Here is a 20227-nt window from a genome sequence, read left to right as displayed (position 1 = left end):
ACCTGGGCGGGTATAATATCACTCATGGTGTAAGCAGTGTTTTCAATGTTTATAGCTAAGTGTACTCGGCGATTGGGCTTTACAAAATCGAAAATTCTTTGCCTGAGTACCGTTGCACTGCAGTATGAGTCGTGAATTAAAATGGTAACCCGATCTTGATCTTGTACTAACACCTTGTTGGTCGTCGTAAGGGCCTGTTGAAGTACCTCGCGGAAAAACAACGTTGACCGTTACCGTGACCTGATTGGCCGCTAGGATTTAGTAACGTTTTATATGAGCATGATTTGTGCAAGGTTTACCGCACTGTGCGCTAAGACTGGTGCGGTAATGCCACCGGTTTTATACCTCAATGCTCCGAAGACTATTCCGCCGACCCATTGCAGTGGTAATAACTTCCAAAAACCAATATCAACCTGCAATAACAACAGATGCGGAAGTAGAAATAGGGTTGCTACGACGATGGTATTTATTACTGCTGAAAGTCGTTTTTCTAGCACACCTTGGAGAAAACCTCGGAAGAATATTTCTTCGCCTGCGGCACGAAATATGGTTTGAGAAACACTCCATATGCTTAACGCGGCAACGGTGACTCCGGCTTGACCGCGTAGCGCATCTGGAAGTGATTGCGTTACGGGGTATGCAAGCGCACAAAGTAGTATTCCGGTAATGGCGGCCCATAGGAAGTCGCTGTTTTTGGGGGCAATAATTCCTACTGATGTGCGTGCAAGGTTTAGGTTATTGCGATGCACAAATAAGTAAAGGAACGTTGGCAATGAGAATAAAAACAGCTCAGCCATAGTTTTATGGTAACAATCTTTGGTCAAACATACCAGGGGCGTCGTTTAACAGGACCACCGTAACCATTCGGCAGGCAGGAATTCTGCGTGCGCGTTTTGCTTGAAGTTGGGAAGAACCTTTCATAACGATAATGCAGGTTATTTAGGGTTTTTGTGGAGGGCTAATTGGCGGTTTTTCCTGCGCGATGGCTGCATTGTTTGCCTTTTGTGTTTTGGGCGTGGTTATTGGCCCCGCACCTTTTAGGTTTTGGGGCTGCTTTGTGGTCAGAAGGGAGCTTCGGGTGGCTGGTCTGGGGGTGTGCGGTTTTGGTTGCGCTGCTCATGCACCCGAGCATTGTACTGATCGAATGTACTGCCGAATCTGCCCATGCCGTGTCTGCCCGGTGGATTGGTATTATCATCTGCTTCGGTTTTACCGGAGTGCCGCGGCGGCATCGGAATCCCGGTCAGTCCCGCCAAAATGCCTTCGGGTAGGGTAACGCCGAGATGTTTAGCGGGGTTGGTGGCGTCTGGGTCAGTGTCCTCCCAAGCTACGTGCCCATCTGGGGTGATGCTGGCATGGAGTTTCCGGTCGGTTTTCATATTGTGATGACACCGGCAGAGGCATTGCAGGTTGGATAAGCAGGTCCAACCACCAGCCTCGAAATTAATCACATGGTCAATATCGCACTGCTCGGGAGGCACCATGCAGCCCGGATACCGGCAGTGCCCATCCCGAAACCGAACCAAAGCTTGCAGGATGGGGCCGGGGTCGTGGGTGCCCCGACAAATCGCGGCCAACTCTAAAATATTGCGGTATTTGATGCGTAACTGTTGGATCCGTTGGGTATCCAGGTCGGTGGTGAGCATGCCGGTACCGGCAAGCGCTTCCACAGTAATGGTTGTTCCTGGGGTGGCGCGGCCAATACCGAACACGGTGACTGTCGTAGCTTCTGCTTCCCCGGTAAGCAGGTGGATAAATGCCTCCACATCGGTCAAGCGTTTGGCGTTGGCTACTGCTTGGAGGTGCCGGGTAATCATCGCCCCGGCAGTCATGTCCACCTCGGCGGTGAGTGTCCACATCCCAGGCTGGGTACTGCTACTGCCGTAACACAGGCGTGGTCGGGCTACTGGCTGACCAATCACCTTAGCGTCCTTGAGTTCCTGTTTTAATAATTCGGCGAGGGCTTTCGGGGACGGCAGGTGTTGGTTACAGCTGGTGGGAGTGAGTGCGCCAACCAGGACGTCTTCAATGTGGTGGATTAGCCGCGCATCCGGATCAGCTGGCAAGTCTTGGAGGACCTGTTCCATAGCGCAGGCCATCGGCACACTTATCAACCCTTCAGCACATGCAATATGTGTGACCTGCGGAAAGAACGTGACGATCCGGTAGGCAAACCCCAGCATCAACTGGATGGTGCGCTGTGAGGGCACCATTCCTTGACCTTTCAACCCGGCAGCAAGCTTCCCAAGATCAGCAGACGCAAACTCTACCGCTTGTACCTGGTCACGGTAGAAGCAGCATTCTTCGGCGTTGAGCCTGCAGGTGCGTTGCCCGATAAGATTATTTTCCGCTTGGATACGGAAATGTGGGCTGAGTGTCACCGCAAGCTCACCTCCCAAGGCCACTATCTCAATGAACTGGTTGTTATAGCACCTATTCTACTCTGAGAGTAGCCCAATAACAAGGATAAAACCGCAGGTCAACACTCGAACACAGGCTGAGAATACGTCAATCACACCCCTGCAACCAGCGAATTTAGTACACAACCTACCGCGGGCTACTTATCTACAGTTCGAGCCCCAATCCACCCCGCGTGGCCACACCGCCCCTGAGCTATCCGTAGGGCCAGCACAGCCGCTACAATTTAGTCAACTCCACCCAAAACCATCAAATCCGCAGTTCAAAGCCGTAAAAACAGGCAATACTTTGTATCCCAAATGCACTAATTTGGGGGTGGTCCACCACGGTCAAACACCCAAGCCCCGCACCCACCGCAGCCTTACCGCGACGTCGATAAGCAGCAATAGGGGGAATGATTCAGTATGTGAAACCCGCGCAACCCCGACTCCGAACATGCGTTCGGCTTGGTGTTGTGGAATACGTAGGTATAGCTGATCGGGTTAGAACCTCATTGTTGTTGCCTCCGCCGCCATAATCACGACGTTAAGCACGGTGTGAACTATAAGCGGTGCAGCTATTCCTTTGCTGTAAAAACGCAGAAAACCAAGCGTTATTACAACAATAAACAGCGGCGGTAGTAGTACCCAATATGTTGGTTGAATAATGCTTACGAATGTGGTGGGAAGCAGTGAGAGTAGCGCCTGGGCCAAGATTGCGGTGTGGGCAGAAAAGCGTTTTGCAAAAATGCCTTGCACAAACCCGCGAAATAGTATTTCTTCACCGGCGCCCCTAAGAGTAATAAGTAGGCCTTTTATAATAATCAACGGGCCTGCAGAAGCTAATGCCGCTTGTGTAGGAAACTCTTGAGGAAACACAAAAAATACTGCAATGCCGGCGAGCGCTAACACTATTGAAGCCCCTAGCGCCAAGGAGCAATCCCGCAAGGATGGTCGCACAAATCCCATCGTCCGCATAGCGCGGCGTAGGTGCTGGCGGTGTTGGTACACATAAGCGAGAGTGGGGATAAGGTAGATCCTGTGCAGCAATAGATAGAATATTGCTGGTATTGAAAAGAATAGCAGGTCATTGGGGTCATCAGGTCCCATGCGGTCTAGTTTAGTAACCAACTTGCAATTAGGTTTAAATTACGAATAGCAATTTGGGTTTTGTGCTGGTAAAATGCCCACGAGGCTCTTTAGAGTGAAGATTTGATTTCAGGGCGGCACCGATGACCACCCGCAAAAATCCTATATGAGGAGAAAACTACGTACATGAGTGACGTAACTATTGCCAAAGATCCCGAATACGGCATTGTTGAAGCAACTGCAATTATTGATAATGGTGATTTTGGCACTCGCACAATCCGTTTGGAAACCGGTCAGCTTGCCCGCCAAGCAGATGGTTCTGTAACTGCGTATTTGGATGAAGGCACAATGATGCTGGCAACCACCACAGCATCAAACCAACCACGTGAAGGGTTTGATTTCTTTCCCCTGACCGTGGATGTTGAAGAGCGCATGTACGCTGCTGGCCGTATTCCAGGGTCGTTTTTCCGCCGTGAAGGCCGTCCATCCACTGAGGCGATCCTAGCGTCGAGGCTTATTGACCGGCCACTGCGCCCAACTTTTGTTAAGGGCTTGCGTAATGAGGTGCAGGTTATTGTCACCGTTATGTCCATGGATCCAAAGGACATGTATGACGTAGTTGCAATTAATGCTGCTTCGGCCGCTACGCAGCTTTCCGGTTTGCCGGTTTCCGGGCCGGTTGGTGGTGTTCGAATGGCCCTGATTGCTGATGAAAAGCACCCGGAGGGACAATGGGTGGCATTCCCAACACATGAACAACAAGCGGTGGCCCTTTTTGAAATTGTTGTTGCCGGACGCATTGTGGCTAAGAAGAAAGGCCGCAAAACCATTAATGATGTTGCAATTATGATGGTTGAAGCTGGTGCCACTGAAACTGTTGTAGATCGAATTGAAAAAGGCGCACCTGCCCCAACTGAAAAAGTTGTGGCTGAAGGTTTAGAAGCAGCAAAGCCCTTTATTGAGGTACTTTGTCGTGCACAAATTGGTCTAGCAAAAGAAGCGGCAAAAGAAACCCAGGAATTCCCGCTTTTCCCTCCGTATACTGATGAAATTTATGCTGCGGTGGAAAAGAAAGCGGCAAATAAGCTGGAAAAACTGCTCACAATTAAAAATAAGCAGGAACGGGAGGAAGCCACCAATGAGCATATGGAGGCAATCGAAGAAAGCTTGCTTGGGCGCTTTGAGGAACAAGGCAAGGAAATTCGCGCAGCATACAATGCATTAATGAAGGCGATTGTGCGCCGCCGTATCCTTACAGATCATTTCCGTATCGACGGCCGCGGCATCACCGATATCCGTGACCTTGGCGTTGAAGTTGATTTAATCCCACGCGCACACGGTTCCTCTCTCTTTGAGCGTGGCGAGACTCAAATTTTGGGTGTGACCACCCTGGATATGCTGAAGATGGAACAGCAGATTGATTCGCTTACTCCGGTAAATCACAAGCGCTATATCCACCATTACAACTTCCCACCGTATTCCACCGGCGAAACTGGCCGTGTTGGCTCCCCGAAGCGCCGCGAAATCGGCCATGGTGCGCTAGCCGAACGTGCACTCACACCGGTAATCCCATCCCGTGAAGTATTTCCATATACAATCCGTCAGGTCTCTGAGGCACTTGGTTCCAATGGGTCTACCTCTATGGGTTCCGTATGTGCTTCCACATTGTCCCTGTACAATGCGGGTGTTCCGCTCAAGGCGCCAGTAGCTGGCATTGCTATGGGGCTTGTTTCAGATGAAGTCAATGGCGAAACCCGCTATGTTGCCCTTACCGATATCCTCGGTGCCGAAGATGCTTTCGGTGATATGGACTTTAAGGTAGCTGGTACCGCAGACTTTATTACTGCACTGCAGCTGGATACCAAGCTTGACGGTATCCCGTCATCAGTGCTTGCCGACGCCCTGTCCCAGGCCCGCGATGCACGCCTCGCGATCCTCGAAACAATGGCTGAAGTGATTGATAGCCCAGATGAGATGAGCTCGCTTGCTCCTCGGATCACCACCGTAAATGTCCCGGTAAGCAAGATCGGTGAGGTTATTGGTCCTAAAGGCAAGACCATTAATTCCATTACGGAAGAAACTGGTGCCAATATCACGATCGAAGAAGATGGCACCGTCTATATTGCTGCTACAAGTGGCGAAGCCGCTGACGCCGCGATTGAAAAGATCAATTCCATTGCTAACCCGCAACTACCAAAGGTAGGCGAACGTTTCCTAGGCACCGTGGTTAAGACCACTGCCTTCGGTGCTTTTGTTTCCTTATTGCCAGGTCGGGATGGACTTGTACACATTTCAAAGCTTGGAAACGGCAAGCGCATTGACAAGGTCGAAGATGTAGTTAATGTCGGCGAGAAGATCCAAGTTGAAATTGCAGATATTGATAATCGCGGCAAGATTTCACTGGTGCCTGTTGAAGACTAATTGCTAGAATCTATTCAGCAGGAAAGCCCATGCGCTAAAGGAAGTTTTAGCTCATGGGCTTTCTGTATGCCAATTGCAGGAAATGATAGTGAAGCATACCTAAGGCTTTGGCTCATGATTTAGCGCCAAAATGAACGTAAATGTAGTAAATTTCGGTGCGATACATACGAGTAGGCAAATTGCTCAATGGAAATTCTCTGATTTGAACCTTAAATTCAATGATTTGTTGAAATATGAAAGTAAACACGGAGATATCGTTATGCAGCGATTTGGTAATCTTAAAGATGTTTCTCCCTTAGTTACTTTATTTCCATCACTACTTTTTGATTATATTGCCGGAAGTTTTATTGGGTTGGATGGAGGAATGAGCCTTTGCTAATGCATGTTCCCAGCCCGTGATTTTTGTTGGGGTACATTGAGAAAGGCGAAAGGGTTTGTGCGGCTTATCTAGATGGCTTCTGGAAAAGGGGATGATGGTGTTGGTTGCTAAGCACGTTGCTTGGTCTACGGTGCACACTGCGAGCATAAGGGGCTAGCTCATATGTCCACTGAGAGGTCGAAACGGGCAACAATTATCGACGTCGCGCATGCAGCGGGGGTATCAAAGTCTACGGTGTCTCGTGTGTTGTCCGGTAAAGGGCATTATTCAGAAGCGACACGCATCAGGATTGAACAGGCAGTTCAGGAGGTTGGCTATACAGCAAACCCGGCTGCTCGCTCATTACGCGCGGATAATACTCATCTCGTCGGATTACTAGTTCGGGATGCGCACAACCCGGTATATGGAACGATGCACCGGGAGTTACAACAATCTGCGTACCAACGTGGCTTGCAGATGATTTCTATGACTGTTGTTTCCCCAGAAGCTAAGCAGCGGGAATTACAGGCAGTTCGGGATCTTATTGGCTTGCGGGTTGGTGCGCTCATAGTAGCCTCGGGCACAATTCCAAGTGAGGATCTTGCTGAAATCGTAGGTGAAGTTCCTACATTGGTTTTGGGGCGGCCAGAAACACATCCACGATTGCACAATGTTTCTTTTGATGAATACCGACACGGGATGATGTTGGCTGATCACGTTGTTTCTGCCGGATACCAGCGTGCTGTTGTGTTGACATTAGATGCGAGATTTTCTAAAGGCGCTCATGTTAGAACTGCGGCAACTGTAGATCAACTTCGCCGGCACGGTGTTGAGGTTGTTGAATGGCCAATTGATCGTACGATGTTGGCTGAGCACGATGTGGATCAAATTCTTAGTTTTGCTTCTCCGCAAGTATTGATGTGTCCATTTGACCGTGTTGCCTTGGATGTGATGCGAAAGCTTCGTGTTCGTGGTTTACGTGCACCAGAGGATATCGGGCTTACAGGGTGCGATGGACTCGGTGACGGTATTGACCTTATTGGGCTTACCACCGTTCGTTTACCGGTTGAAGAGGTTGCTCAGCGGGGAATTGAACTCATTGCACAAATGCAAGATAATCCACCGAATCGTCCAATTCGTGAGTTGGTGTGTGGTGAGTTGATACCAGGAAAAACCGTATTGAGATCACTGTCTGTGGAACTATAATTCCGCATGTCAAACACCCAATTAAGCTGTTATGCAACCGATTTTTCTCGTGTTTAGGTACGCTTCCTGCGAAAACTGTGTTTCGAGGGTGGTCGAAAGTTGTACTTTACCCCCACTATTCATGATCTCTATCACTAAACTTTTATAAAGTGCTGTACGCTACACCAATTTGACCAGGGCTTACAGTAAAGTGCTGGATTTTTCGGCCTGGGAACGTTTTCCTAAAAGTTGACATGGCGTTGTACGGTCATTGTTGAACAGATTAATTACCCCCTCGTCGAGGAGTATCGCCGTGATTCTTGCGCAATCGGCATCGCTGCGGCTCGATGCCCACTGGGTGGACTACGCAATTGTGGCCCTTTACTTTGCCTTTGTTCTTGGCATTGGTTGGGCTGCACGTTCTCGCGTATCCAGCTCCATTGATTTCTTTTTGTCTGGCCGTTCACTTCCTGCCTGGGTGACAGGTTTGGCATTTATTTCTGCAAACCTGGGTGCAGTTGAAATCATCGGCATGTCGGCAAACGGCGTGCAATATGGTTTCCAAACTATGCACTATTTCTGGGTGGGTGCGATCCCTGCCATGGTGTTCTTGGGCATCGTTATGATGCCGTTCTACTACGGTTCAAAAGTTCGCTCGGTTCCAGAGTTTATGTTGAAGCGTTTCGGGCCAGGGGCACACCTGGTGAATGCAATTTCGTTTGCAATTGCCCAGCTATTGATTGCTGGTGTAAACCTGCTGTTATTAGCGAAAATCGTTGAAGCCTTGCTCGGTTGGTCTTTATGGGTCACGCTCATTATCGCCGCAGTAATTGTGCTCAGCTACATTACATTGGGTGGCCTTTCAGCTGCTATTTACAATGAGGTGCTGCAGTTCTTCGTTATTGTTGCTGCGCTTCTTCCACTAACTCTTATTGGGTTGCATGACGTTGGCGGTTGGAGCGGCCTGAAGGAGAAAGTGACGTCGGAAAGCCACTTCCATACCTGGCCTGGCATGGATATCTCCGGTTTTGATAGCCCAATCGTATCGGCAGTTGGTATTGTCTTCGGCCTTGGTTTCGTACTTAGCTTTGGTTACTGGACCACCAACTTCGTGGAGGTACAGCGCGCGATGGCCTCGGAATCGCTGTCCGCTGCACGTAAAACCCCAATTATTGGCGCGTTCCCTAAGATGTTTATTCCATTCCTAGTGGTGCTGCCAGGTATGGTTGCCAGCGTTACGGTCGCCGAACTTATGGGTGATAATCCAACCGCAAAGCCAAATGATGCGATCCTGCTACTTATGCGTGACCTGCTTCCAAATGGTTTGCTGGGTATCGCTATCGCGGGCCTACTAGCGTCCTTTATGGCTGGTATGGCTGCAAATATTTCCGCATTCAATACAGTAATTTCCTATGACATTTGGGAAACCTATGTGGTGAAAGACCGGGATGATTCCTACTACCTAAACTTTGGCCGCTACGCCACTGTTGCCGCCACAGTGATCGCCGTATTTACCGCGTTAATTGCGCAAAACTTCGGCAATGTCATGGACTACCTGCAAACACTCTTCGGGTTCTTTAATGCACCTCTGTTTGCCACATTTATTCTCGGTATGTTCTGGAAGAAGATGACCTCTCACGCAGGTTGGTCATCGTTGGTATCTGGAACGCTTGCCGCAGTTATCTACTGGTACATCTCTACGTTCACAGAAGCACAAGCATCGGTATTCAATCTTCCGGGCCAGGGCACCGCGTTCGTAGCTGCCTCACTGGCGTTCGTAACAGCCATCCTTGTTGCGGTTATTGTTTCGATGTTTACAGCGCCCAAACCAGTTGCAGAGCTTGTTGGCTTCGTATACTCCGAAACTCCAAAGGATGTTCGGACAGACTCCACGGAAGCAGCAATGCCGTGGTATCGCCGCACCGTACCGCTTGGCGTGCTCTGCATGGTGCTCGTAATTGCCCTCAATATCATCTTTGCGTAAGCGGAAAGGAATTCTAGCAATGTCTTCAACAACTGCTGGTGCATTCGATGTTCGCAATATTATCGGAGCACTTATCGGTATCTATGGTGTGATTCTGCTGATTGCGGCGTTTGCAATGGACCCTGGTATTAACCCAGAAAACGGTATGCCAAAAAACAGCGACTATAACCTCTATGCTGGGGCAGCGATGCTGGCCGTGGGGGTTGGATTCTTTGTTTGGTCTATGCTTCGTCCAATTACGGTGGCTGCATCGGAGACGGAGTCAGCATAGTCATGGTTACCGTTCACAAAACCAGTACAACCCTTGCTGACGGCCGCGAACTTATCTACTTTGACGACCGTGAACCTTGGGTGAGTGGTACTCAAACCCGCACCCTTGAAGACCCACGCGAATTACCGCCGTGCTCTTCGTTATCGGAGATGCGGCGGGACCCGCTCACCGGAGATTGGGTAGTAATGGCGGCACACCGAATGAATCGCACATTTATGCCGCCAGCTAATGAAAACCCCCTGGCTCCAACAAAGCCGGGGGAGCTCCCCACAGAAATCCCTGCCGATGATTATGACGTGGTGGTTTTTGAAAATAGATTTCCATCCCTCAATATGCATATGGAAGTCGGAGAAGAATTCGAAACACTAGTTGATGGTTTCGTTGAACGCGCTCCCGCATTAGGGAGGTGTGAAGTCGTGTGTTTCACCGCGGACCCCAATTCTAGTTTCCGTGATCTACCGCTTACACGTGTTCGAACAGTGATTGAAGCTTGGGTGGATCGCACACGGGAGTTATCACAACTTCCGGGAATTCGATCAGTATTTCCGTTTGAAAATCGTGGTCCGGAAATTGGTGTTACTTTGCAGCACCCCCATGGGCAGATTTATTCGTATCCCTTTTTGCCTCCACGTACGCGTGCGATAGTGGAACAAGCAAAAGCGTACAAGGAGCGCACCGGAAACGATCTTTTTCAAGATGTAATTGCCGCGGAAGAGCACGGTGATCGCGTTATTTGGAATACCGAACATTGGATTGGATATGTTCCAGCCGCTGCGAAATGGCCACTAGAGATTATTCTGACGCCAAAGCGAAAAGTAGCAGACTTTACTGAGCTTAGCGATGATGAAAAAGAAGAACTGGCTGCACTGTATCTGGATATCTTGCAACGTGTGGATAGGTTTTTCGAAGGGATAGAAAAAACGCCATATATTGCAGCCTGGAATCAAGCACCGGTTGGGAAGGATCGTGAATTCGGACGCTTTCACCTACATCTATTCTCACTTATGCGTTCACCTGGCCGAATGAAGTATCTTGCGGGTACAGAATCAGCGATGGGCGCTTGGAATAACGACACCACACCAGAGTTAATCGCCGCTCGCCTTAAGGAGGTCGCAAATGACTGACGCTTCCACGCTATTCAAGGATATGTTCGGATATGAGCCGGAAGGGGAATGGGCCGCACCTGGACGCGTCAATTTAATTGGTGAACATGTTGATTACGCTGGCGGAATTTGCTTGCCATTTGCCCTGAGCCAGCGCACCTATGCTGCGATGAGCCTGCGAAAAGATGGCCGTGTTCGGCTGGTTTCTCGGATGCCTGGTGAAGATATCGCCCATGAATTTGAAATCGCACTTGCTGAAGTTGGTCCGGGCAATCCCGCCAATTGGGCTGGGTATGCGGTTGGTTCGATTTGGGCGGCCATGGAACAAGGGACTCTCCCCACAAACTTTCCTGGCTGTGATATCGCACTTGTGTCTGATGTCCCGTTAGGGGCGGGTCTTTCTAGTTCTGCGGCTCTGGAATGTTCTGTGGCATTAGGTGCGTATGAGTTGTTTGTAGGTCCCGCAGATCATGCGGTACGTATGGACCTAATTCACGCATGTATTACTGCGGAGAATTCAGTTGTTGGTGCTTCCACTGGTGGTCTGGACCAGCGAATTTCACTGATGGGACAAGCTGGCCACGCGCTTGCTATTGATTATGCGGATGACTCTACAGAGCAGATTCCTTGTGACCTTGATGCTGTTGATCTTGCCATTTTGGTAATTAATACCAATGCGCCCCATAGTTTGGCAGACGGTCAATATGCGTCACGTCGCGGCATTATCGACGCCGCTTCCGAAGGTTTAGGCGATACATTGCGTAATATTCCAAATGCGGAAGAAGCTGCCGTGGCTTGGGCTGCAAAGGCAATGCCTGGTGATGAGGAATTAGTTCGACGCAGGGTCCGGCATGTGGTTACGGAGATCGAACGTACCGCTCGTGCGATCGAAGAACTTAAGGCTGGTGACTTTGCGGCATTTGGGCAAAGCATGATTCAGTCTCATGCCAGCCTCCGCGATGATTATGAGGTTACTGTTATCGAGTTAGATACGGCTGTCGACGCCGCGCTTGCCGCTGGCGCCCTTGGAGCTCGCATGACCGGCGGTGGCTTCGGGGGTAGTGCTATCGCCCTTGTGCATGCAGACAAGATTGAAGCCACTAAGCAGGCTGTGCTTGAGGCTGCAGAAGAACGTGGATTAGCAACCCCAGAGTTTCTTGTTGCCGTGCCTTCTGCCGGCGCTATAAAGCTATAGCAGTGGTCAATCCGCTTGGGTAGTATTCACGAATTACCCAAGCGGATTCTTTCTGCCCACAATGAATCCTATTGCACAATATTTCTAATTAGGGCGGTGAGTTTTATTGTGGGCGTGGGGGAGTGCGGCGTCGATACGCACTTTGCGGGCTAGAATCGAGGGGCGAGTAGACAATGACGACGTTAAAAGGAGTGCTGTGGTGGCTGATTCGAAGATCAAAGTGGGCGTCTTAGGTGCGCTTGGTCGGGTTGGACAAGCCGTATGTGATGGTGTTGAAGCCGCATCGGACCTCGAACTGGTGGCCAAAATTGATCGTGATGATGCACTAACAGCATTGGTTGATAGTGGTGCGCAAGTTGTTGTTGATTTCACACAGCCAACAGTGGTTATGGATAACCTTGAATTTTGTATTCAACACGGTATTTCATGTGTTGTTGGGACCACAGGGTTTACTCCAGAAAGGCTGGAGCAAGTACAGCAATGGTGCGATAAAAATCCAAACGTCGGCGTGCTTATTGCGCCGAATTTTGCAATCTCTGCGGTACTTACAATGCAGTTTGCACGTCAGGCAGCACGATTCTTTGAATCTGCAGAAGTCATTGAATTACATCACCCAAATAAACTCGATGCCCCCTCTGGTACCGCAATCCATACTGCTGAAGGTATAGCTCAGGCGCGTCGAGAAGCAGGAATGGGGCCGCAACCTGATGCTACGGAACAAAGCCTAGACGGTGCGCGTGGCGCAAATGTGCATGGTGTGCCAGTGCACGCAGTGCGAATGACTGGAATGGTCGCGCATGAAGAAGTAATTTTTGGTGGCCCTGGTCAAACACTGATTATTCGGCAGGATTCTTATGACCGCACATCATTTATCCCGGGGGTACTTGTTGGCGTCCGAGGGATTGGTGAGCGGCCAGGATTAACCGTTGGACTTGAACACTATCTGGATATTTAGGGAGAATTATGGTTCGCCATGTGGATCTAGATGTCCAACTGATTGCCGCAAGTGAGTTTTTCCCACCCGCCGATGTGGAATGGGAGCACGATGCGAAATCTGGCGGTGAAGCACTCGCTGAATTCGCTGGCCGCGCCTGCTATGAGAGTTTTGATAAACCGAACCCAAGGACAGCTAGCAATCAAGCATATTTGCGGCACATTATTGAAGTCGGCCATATGGCAGTCCTAGAACATGCGACCGCAACTCTGTATATCCGCGGAATTTCCCGATCAGCAACCCATGAGTTGGTACGGCACCGTCATTTTTCGTTTTCCCAGCTTTCTCAACGATTTGTCCACGATGGGCAAGCTTCCGTTGTCGTTCCACCGCTTATTGCCCAAGACCCAGAGTTGCTGAGCCTTTTTGATCGCTGTATTGAGGAATCAAGGTTCACCTTTGAAGAATTACTCAACGCTTTAGAACAAAAACTTTCCGCGGAACCGAATGCCCTGCTGCGGAGGAAGCAAGCCAGGCAAGCAGCGAGAGCGGTGCTTCCTAATGCCACCGAATCTCGAATTGTGGTGACCGGAAACTACCGAGCATGGCGACATTTTATTGCCATGCGGGCAACCGAACATGCCGATGTGGAAATCCGATGCGTGGCCGTTGAATGCCTAAAAGTACTCCAAGAACAAGCGCCAGTTGTATTTGGTGATTTTGGGATCACCACCTTGCCGGACGGTTCTGAAATGGCGGTGAGCCCCTATGTTATGGACTTCTAGCTGGTTCGATGAGAGTTCCTTAGGTACCATTAGGAGAACTTAATTGTAAGACGCTGGCCAGATCAGCAGGTCAGCCATACTATAAAGAATAGGTAGCGTACAAGACTTATGAGCACAGGAAGACTGGCAACGACTGGCGCCGATACCTTTGGCACCGTCGCCGTAGCAATGGTCACGCCATTTCAAGCGACTGGTGAATTAGATATTCCTGCAGGGATAAGGCTCGCACACCATTTAGTGGATAATGGTTGTGATGCATTGATTCTTGCTGGTACAACAGGCGAATCTCCAACCACAACTACCGAAGAAAAAATCGCACTTCTTTCTGCATTACGGAAAGAAGTGCCAGACACAATTAAACTCATTGCGGGAGCAAGCACTAATAACACCCAAGCCTCAATCGCATTGGCTCGTGCGAGTGCTGATGCCGGAGCAAATGGCTTGTTGGCGGTTACTCCGTATTATTCAAAACCGAGCCAAGAAGGTGTTTACCGTCACTTTATCGCAATTGCCGATGCCACTGACCTGCCAGTTTGTCTTTATGATATTCCGGGCCGTTCTGTAATTCCTATTGCGTCTGATACGATCATGCGTCTGGCAGAGCATCGCAACATTCAGGCGATGAAAGATGCAAAAGGTGATATCGCAGCAGCGATTCCATTGATTGCAAACACTGGGCTTGCTTGGTATTCGGGCGATGACCCATTGAATCTTCCGTGGCTGTCTGTTGGCGCCACTGGTTTCATCTCCGTGATTGGCCATATTGTTCCGCAGTATCTGCGCGAACTTTATACATGCTTCGAGGAAGGCGACCTCGCCCGTGCGCGGGAAATCAACGCCAAGTTGTCCCCGCTGTTCGCCGCCCAAGTCAACTTGGGGGGTGTCAGCCTCGCAAAAGCTGCCCTGGGTTTGCAGGGCATTGATGTTGGTGAGCCTCGGTTGCCGCAGGTCCCAGTGGACCAGCAGCAATTAGAAGTTCTCCGCAATATATTAGAAAAAGTTGGAGTCCTTTAAATATGACTGAACCCCGTAACCGTCCAAGAAAAGTTGTCCGCAAGGCAGGTCCGCCGGAGGCCGTTGAATTTCAAGCACCAGCTGGCGCCGCCGAGGCCCGTACCACGGTCCAGGACATCAATTCTGGTGACGAAAACCGGGCAAATAGCCGAAACCACACAAACAATAACCACCGCGGTCGTCGTAATGGCCGCGGGCGGCGTGATCATGCGCAAGGTGGTGGGCGTCGAAACGTAGTGAAATCAATGCAGGGAGCCGATTTAACGCAACGGCTGCCGCATCCACCAAAATCCCCAAAGGACGGACTGCGCATTGTAGCGCTAGGTGGTATCTCTGAAATTGGCCGCAATATGACAGTCTTCGAATACCGAAACCGTCTCCTTATTGTTGATTGCGGCGTGCTTTTCCCTTCTTCAGGCGAGCCAGGAGTAGACCTTATCCTGCCTGATTTCTCCTACTTGGAAGATAAAATCGACCGTGTAGAAGCCCTCGTGGTTACCCATGGGCATGAAGACCATATTGGCGCTATTCCGTGGCTATTGAAACTTCGCCCAGATATTCCAATTATTGCTTCCAAATTTACGCTTGCATTAATTTCGGCAAAATGCAATGAACATCGGCAACGGCCAAAACTCATCCCAGTCTCGGAAACCTCGCAAGAAAAACGCGGTCCATTTGATATTCGCTTCTTTGCAGTTAACCACTCCATCCCAGACTGCCTTGGTGTAGCCATTAAAACCGGTGCTGGTCTGGTGGTACACACCGGCGATATTAAACTCGATCAAACCCCCACCGACGGCCGCCCAACTGACCTTCCGGCTCTTTCGCGCTTAGGTGATGAAGGTGTTGCGCTGTTTTTATGTGATTCCACAAATGCGACAACACCTGGAGTGTCCAGTTCGGAAGCAGAAATTGCACCAACCCTTAAACGCTTGGTTGCGGATGCAAAGCAACGCGTTATTCTCGCTTCTTTTGCATCGAATGTGTACCGCGTCCAAGCTGCTGTCGACGCCGCCGTTGCTGCTGGCCGTAAAGTAGCATTCAATGGCCGCTCCATGATCCGCAATATGGAAATCGCGGAGAAAATGGGATACCTTAAAGCACCCCGTGGCACCATTGTGACAATGGATGACGCCGCGAAAATGGCGCCGCATAAAGTAATGCTGATTACCACCGGTACTCAGGGTGAACCAATGGCAGCACTTTCCCGTATGGCTCGCCGCGAACACCGGCAAATCAATGTCCGAGATGGTGACCTTATTATCCTTAGCTCATCACTGGTACCGGGTAATGAAGAAGCCGTGTTTGGCGTTATCAATATGCTGGCCCAAATTGGGGCTACAGTGGTTACTGGCCGAGATGCCAAAGTACACACATCAGGCCATGGATACGCCGGTGAACTTTTGTTCCTCTACAATGCCGTACGGCCAAAAAACGTTATGCCCGTCCACGGTGAATGGCGCCACTTACGCGCTAATAAAGAACTCGCAATTTCTACTGGCGTGGCACACGACCAAGTAGTTCTGGCTCAAAACGGTGTTGTAGTTGACCTTGTTGGTGGCCGAGCAAACGTAGTTGGCCAAATCCCGGTAGGTAATCTTTATGTGGATGGCACCACTATGGGTGATATCGATGAAGAAGTACTTGCAGACCGCACCTCGCTTGGTGAGGGTGGGCTTATCTCCGTGACGGTTGTTATTGATAACCGTACTGGGCGGCCACTGGAACGCCCAACGGTACAAGCAAAGGGTTTCTCCGAAGATGCCGCGGCCATGATGCCCGAAGTCACCGATCTTGTGGACAATATTATGCTTGACCTTGCTGGTGAAGGTGAAAACGATCCATATCGTATGGTGCAGCAACTCCGCCGTAAGGTGTCGCGCTATGTTGAACAAAAGTGGCGTAGAAACCCAATGATTATCCCAACCGTGGTGCCTATGCATGCCGAAGTCACCCATATTGATGACGAAGACATCAAAGGCACCCGCCCAAGCCTGTAAGGGCACTAGGCTAGGGCTCATGAGCTTTTCCGCAACCGAACGTAGTGCCCTAGCCGCCCTAATTACTCAGTTAGGGCCAGACCATCCAACAGTGCTACCAGGCTGGACTACCCATGACCTGGTAGCACACCTTATGGTCCGTGAACACCGCCCGGATGCGGCATTAGGAATGTTTATTCCACCGCTATCCAAGCACCTGCATAAGACAGAACAGCACTACAAAGCGCAAGACTTTCATGAACTTGTATCGGCATGGGCAACCGGTCCTGGTGTTGCAAACCCAATGCGATACCTTGATAGCCGAATCAATGTTCTAGAACATTTTGTCCACCATGAAGATGTGCGCCGATCACTGGCCCAATGGCGGCCGCGTGAATTTAATCGCACCGAACAAGAAACACTGCATCGGGCCTTTAAAGTAGCGGCAAAAATCTTATTAGGAAAATCCAAAGTTCCAGTAGTGCTAGAACCTTATGGTTTGCCAAGGATTCTAGTGGCGGATCGCCGTGGAATTGCCGCAAAAGGAGCCGATGTTGTACATATTTCCGGCCCCATTAGCGAACTTATACTTTGGGCTTACTACCGGGAAGCAGTGGATATAGAAATCTCTGGGCCCGCTGACAAGATAGTTCGCACTTCAATTTAAGTTTTCGGTGTGGCGGGTGGGGCTTAAGTGACAAAACGAGCTATTCTGTTCGGTATGACCACCAACAGCCGAAACGCGAATAAAACGGGTCCCAAATCTAGACCGCCCCGCACCGCAGAACGCGCTGCCGCTACCTCGAGCGAGAGGACCGGCAGCGCTTTTAGTGCTGTTACTGGTGGCTTTAACGCCATAATGAGTGCCACACGTGCAAAGACCGCGGCACGGGCAGCGAGATCTGAAAAGGCCGCGAAATCGGCGAAAACAGCGGAAAAGAGTGAACAATCCGCGGAAGAAACCAAAGAACTCGAAGCAAAGTCAGAAGCTGCAAAACCAGCTGCGTCCAGCAAACGCCCGCAAACGTTGCTTGAACAACATATTGACGGTATCGGTCTTACGCTTATTGGGCTGTCTATTGTGCTTGGCGGCACCGTTTGGTTTGGTGTCGGGCAACCAATTGGTGGGTTAATCGCTGATTTTGTTCAATTGATTATTGGTGCTGCGGCTTATATCCTGCCGATTGTACTGTTCGGCATTGCACTCGTGCTTATGCTTGGATTTTTACCACCCCGCCAACAACGAAACCGTATTGGGCTTGGAGTAAGCCTTATAGGGTTGCCAATGATGGGCGCAATTCACCTTTTTGCCGGCGATCCGCAAGATTGGGAACTTCGTAAAACCGCTGGCGGAGCCGTAGGTGCAATTATTGGTGGACCTCTTGCCGCAGGATTTTCTATCTATCTGGCCATACCAATCCTTTTTTTGGTTATCTTTTATGGTGCGCTAAAAACCACCGGAATTTCGGTTCGTGAATTTGCCGAATTTATTAGCAGCCTCATTAATACTGGTGGCAACCTTTACGACGATGAAGAAGCAGAAGAAGTAGAGGAATTAGACACCAGTAATGCGGACGATGAAACTGAAACCTTCCCGGTGACCCGCCGTAAAGTGGCGCTTAATCAAGGGCGACGCGGAGAACAACGCACGCTTTTTGATGCGCAACGTGATGCGCGTAATGATCCAGATGAACCAGAGCCTATTGGGGAAGATGATGGCGCACCGGTGGATAATGCGCACGCAGATACTGAAGAATTCCCAGCGATTGTGGTGAAAAAACCAAAGAAAAAACCAGAACGAAAACCTGCAGATGCAGAGGAATCTCCATCCGGTGTGGAATCTGTACGCCAAGCAATTCTTGCACGAAGCGGAGTCGATCCTGCAGTCGTGCCAGCTTCTAAACCAAAGAGCGAAGAACAACGCGGAACTCCAGTACCAGATCCGCGCAGCCCTGAAGGTAATTACGAACTTCCATCAACCTCATTGCTTATCCCCGGAGACGTACCTAAAACTCGGTCGGCGGCAAACGACCGGATGATCGAAGCCATTACTGAGGTGTTCCGGGAATTCAATGTAGACGCGGTAGTAACAGGTTTTTCCCGTGGTCCGACAGTGACACGTTATGAAGTTGAACTTGGTCCAGGTGTAAAAGTATCCAAGATTACGAACCTACAATCGAATCTTGCTTATGCTGTGGCAACGGACAATGTCCGGTTGCTTACTCCTATTCCTGGGAAATCTGCCGTAGGCATTGAAGTGCCAAATACAGACCGTGAAATGGTTCGTCTTGGTGATGTGCTCAATGCGCCAAAGGTTGTGGCCAACCATGACCCAATGCTTATTGGTCTAGGCAAAGACATTGAGGGTGATTTTGTTAGCCACTCTGTGCAAAAAATGCCGCACCTATTGGTTGCTGGTTCTACTGGCTCCGGCAAATCCGCATTTGTAAACTCTATGCTGGTTTCGCTGCTTACCCGGGCGACGCCAGAAGAGGTGCGTTTGATTTTGGTAGACCCGAAAATGGTGGAACTCACCCCATATGAGGGTATTCCGCATTTGATTACGCCGATTATTACGCAACCCAAGAAAGCTGCCGCCGCATTGCAATGGTTGGTGGAAGAAATGGAACAGCGTTATATGGATATGAAGTCTGCGCGGGTGCGCCATATTAAGGACTTCAATCGCAAGGTCCTCGCTGGCGAAATTGAAACTCCATTAGGCTCTGAACGGGAATACCGCCCATACCCATACATTGTTTGTGTTGTGGACGAGCTAGCGGATCTTATGATGACCGCGCCAAAAGAAATCGAAGATTCTATTGTGCGCATTACGCAAAAGGCACGCGCCGCAGGTATCCACCTTGTGCTTGCTACGCAGCGTCCATCGGTGGACGTTGTTACTGGTCTGATCAAGACGAATGTCCCGTCTCGCCTCGCGTTTGCAACGTCATCTTTAACGGATTCGCGTGTGATCTTGGACCAGGCTGGTGCCGAAAAACTGATTGGCATGGGTGATGGCCTCTTTATTCCTCAAGGCGCCGGAAAGCCCGTTCGAATTCAGGGTGCGTTTGTTACTGACGAAGAAGTTCAGGCTGTTGTCGACGCCGCGAAAGCCCAGGCGGAGCCCAATTACACCGAAGGCGTTACGGAAGACAAGGCAAAAGAAGCCAAACGTCAGATCGATGATGATATTGGCAATGATATGGAAGACCTTCTGCAAGCAGTAGAACTTGTGGTCACATCGCAATTAGGTTCCACTTCTATGCTGCAACGCAAACTTCGCATTGGTTTTGCCAAAGCTGGGCGTCTTATGGACATTATGGAATCGCGCGGGGTTGTTGGCCCGTCCGAAGGTTCGAAAGCCAGGGAAGTACTTGTGAAACCAGAAGAATTAGAGACAATTATCTGGATGATCCAGGGTGCCGACCCCGCTAATGCGCCGAAAGATCACGATGTTAATGTGGTCGAGGCTCATCCGACGGGAGGGGTATTTTAATCGCGTCTTTAGCATAA

At 50.1% G+C, this 20227-nt stretch carries 16 protein-coding genes; 13 read left to right on the top strand and 3 right to left on the bottom strand.

What is annotated here, in order from left to right:
* Positions 1-269: 269 nt before the first annotated feature.
* The 3 genes from CFREI_RS08065 to CFREI_RS08055 form a co-directional block, all read right to left on the bottom strand.
* A complete protein-coding gene (locus CFREI_RS08065) occupies positions 270-797 on the bottom strand; it encodes a CPBP family intramembrane glutamic endopeptidase (protein ID WP_027012100.1) in 528 nt (175 codons plus the stop codon).
* 264 nt (positions 798-1061) lie between these two features.
* Entirely contained in the window at positions 1062-2381 is a 1320-nt protein-coding gene (locus tag CFREI_RS08060; protein ID WP_156907713.1) for an HNH endonuclease signature motif containing protein, read from the bottom strand.
* Positions 2382-2900: 519 nt separating this feature from the next.
* Entirely contained in the window at positions 2901-3506 is a 606-nt protein-coding gene (locus CFREI_RS08055; protein ID WP_084170662.1) for a CPBP family intramembrane glutamic endopeptidase, read from the bottom strand.
* Positions 3507-3671: 165 nt separating this feature from the next.
* On the opposite strand from CFREI_RS08055, the gene CFREI_RS08050 reads away from it, so the two are divergent.
* The 13 genes from CFREI_RS08050 to CFREI_RS07990 all read left to right on the top strand — a co-directional run bounded on the left by CFREI_RS08050 (position 3672) and on the right by CFREI_RS07990 (position 20210).
* Entirely contained in the window at positions 3672-5906 is a 2235-nt protein-coding gene (locus CFREI_RS08050; protein ID WP_035111406.1) for a polyribonucleotide nucleotidyltransferase, read from the top strand.
* Between the two features lie 130 nt (positions 5907-6036).
* The gene (locus CFREI_RS08045; protein WP_027012104.1) at positions 6037-6285 is read left to right on the top strand and encodes a Rossmann-fold NAD(P)-binding domain-containing protein; all 249 of its coding nucleotides are present in this window, start codon (positions 6037-6039) and stop codon (positions 6283-6285) included.
* A gap of 162 nt (positions 6286-6447) precedes the next feature.
* On the top strand, positions 6448-7470 hold the full coding sequence (locus CFREI_RS08040; protein ID WP_027012105.1) for a LacI family DNA-binding transcriptional regulator: 1023 nt from the start codon (positions 6448-6450) through the stop codon (positions 7468-7470).
* A 292-nt stretch (positions 7471-7762) separates the two neighbouring features.
* Positions 7763-9433, top strand: coding sequence for a sodium:solute symporter family protein (locus CFREI_RS08035; protein WP_027012106.1), 1671 nt, complete (start codon positions 7763-7765; stop codon positions 9431-9433).
* A 19-nt stretch (positions 9434-9452) separates the two neighbouring features.
* The gene (locus CFREI_RS08030) at positions 9453-9704 is read left to right on the top strand and encodes a hypothetical protein (protein WP_035111409.1); all 252 of its coding nucleotides are present in this window, start codon (positions 9453-9455) and stop codon (positions 9702-9704) included.
* A 2-nt stretch (positions 9705-9706) separates the two neighbouring features.
* Positions 9707-10828 (top strand): galactose-1-phosphate uridylyltransferase, encoded by a 1122-nt coding sequence (galT, locus tag CFREI_RS08025; RefSeq protein ID WP_035111412.1) that lies wholly within the window; start codon positions 9707-9709, stop codon positions 10826-10828.
* Complete coding sequence (gene galK / locus CFREI_RS08020) at positions 10821-12002, top strand: galactokinase (protein ID WP_027012109.1); 1182 nt, start codon at positions 10821-10823, stop codon at positions 12000-12002. The genes galT and galK overlap by 8 nt, the downstream gene beginning before the upstream one ends.
* A gap of 214 nt (positions 12003-12216) precedes the next feature.
* Positions 12217-12957 (top strand): 4-hydroxy-tetrahydrodipicolinate reductase, encoded by a 741-nt coding sequence (gene dapB, locus CFREI_RS08015; protein ID WP_035111806.1) that lies wholly within the window; start codon positions 12217-12219, stop codon positions 12955-12957.
* 8 nt (positions 12958-12965) lie between these two features.
* Positions 12966-13721, top strand: coding sequence for an FAD-dependent thymidylate synthase (gene thyX / locus CFREI_RS08010; protein ID WP_027012111.1), 756 nt, complete (start codon positions 12966-12968; stop codon positions 13719-13721).
* A 108-nt stretch (positions 13722-13829) separates the two neighbouring features.
* Complete coding sequence (gene dapA, locus CFREI_RS08005) at positions 13830-14735, top strand: 4-hydroxy-tetrahydrodipicolinate synthase (RefSeq protein WP_027012112.1); 906 nt, start codon at positions 13830-13832, stop codon at positions 14733-14735.
* A gap of 2 nt (positions 14736-14737) precedes the next feature.
* The gene (locus CFREI_RS08000) at positions 14738-16735 is read left to right on the top strand and encodes a ribonuclease J (protein WP_027012113.1); all 1998 of its coding nucleotides are present in this window, start codon (positions 14738-14740) and stop codon (positions 16733-16735) included.
* A gap of 19 nt (positions 16736-16754) precedes the next feature.
* Entirely contained in the window at positions 16755-17381 is a 627-nt protein-coding gene (locus tag CFREI_RS07995; protein WP_027012114.1) for a TIGR03085 family metal-binding protein, read from the top strand.
* A 54-nt stretch (positions 17382-17435) separates the two neighbouring features.
* A complete protein-coding gene (locus tag CFREI_RS07990) occupies positions 17436-20210 on the top strand; it encodes a DNA translocase FtsK (RefSeq protein ID WP_035111414.1) in 2775 nt (924 codons plus the stop codon).
* Positions 20211-20227: the final 17 nt, after the last annotated feature.

Origin of the sequence: Corynebacterium freiburgense (genome assembly GCF_030408815.1) — a bacterium.
In the GTDB taxonomy this organism is placed as follows: domain Bacteria; phylum Actinomycetota; class Actinomycetes; order Mycobacteriales; family Mycobacteriaceae; genus Corynebacterium; species Corynebacterium freiburgense.
This window is presented reverse-complemented; position numbering and strand designations above follow the sequence as displayed.

What these genes read in the sequence shown, in the direction of transcription:
- CFREI_RS08065 (WP_027012100.1), bottom strand. Translation starts at nt 797, where the DNA reads ATGGCTGAGCTGTTTTTATTCTCATTGCCAACGTTCCTTTACTTATTT.
- CFREI_RS08055 (WP_084170662.1), bottom strand. Translation starts at nt 3,506, where the DNA reads ATGGGACCTGATGACCCCAATGACCTGCTATTCTTTTCAATACCAGCA.
- CFREI_RS08050 (WP_035111406.1), top strand. Translation starts at nt 3,672, where the DNA reads ATGAGTGACGTAACTATTGCCAAAGATCCCGAATACGGCATTGTTGAA.
- CFREI_RS08045 (WP_027012104.1), top strand. Translation starts at nt 6,037, where the DNA reads ATGAACGTAAATGTAGTAAATTTCGGTGCGATACATACGAGTAGGCAA.
- CFREI_RS08040 (WP_027012105.1), top strand. Translation starts at nt 6,448, where the DNA reads ATGTCCACTGAGAGGTCGAAACGGGCAACAATTATCGACGTCGCGCAT.
- CFREI_RS08030 (WP_035111409.1), top strand. Translation starts at nt 9,453, where the DNA reads ATGTCTTCAACAACTGCTGGTGCATTCGATGTTCGCAATATTATCGGA.
- galT (WP_035111412.1), top strand. Translation starts at nt 9,707, where the DNA reads ATGGTTACCGTTCACAAAACCAGTACAACCCTTGCTGACGGCCGCGAA.
- galK (WP_027012109.1), top strand. Translation starts at nt 10,821, where the DNA reads ATGACTGACGCTTCCACGCTATTCAAGGATATGTTCGGATATGAGCCG.
- thyX (WP_027012111.1), top strand. Translation starts at nt 12,966, where the DNA reads ATGGTTCGCCATGTGGATCTAGATGTCCAACTGATTGCCGCAAGTGAG.
- dapA (WP_027012112.1), top strand. Translation starts at nt 13,830, where the DNA reads ATGAGCACAGGAAGACTGGCAACGACTGGCGCCGATACCTTTGGCACC.
- CFREI_RS08000 (WP_027012113.1), top strand. Translation starts at nt 14,738, where the DNA reads ATGACTGAACCCCGTAACCGTCCAAGAAAAGTTGTCCGCAAGGCAGGT.
- CFREI_RS07995 (WP_027012114.1), top strand. Translation starts at nt 16,755, where the DNA reads ATGAGCTTTTCCGCAACCGAACGTAGTGCCCTAGCCGCCCTAATTACT.
- CFREI_RS07990 (WP_035111414.1), top strand. Translation starts at nt 17,436, where the DNA reads ATGACCACCAACAGCCGAAACGCGAATAAAACGGGTCCCAAATCTAGA.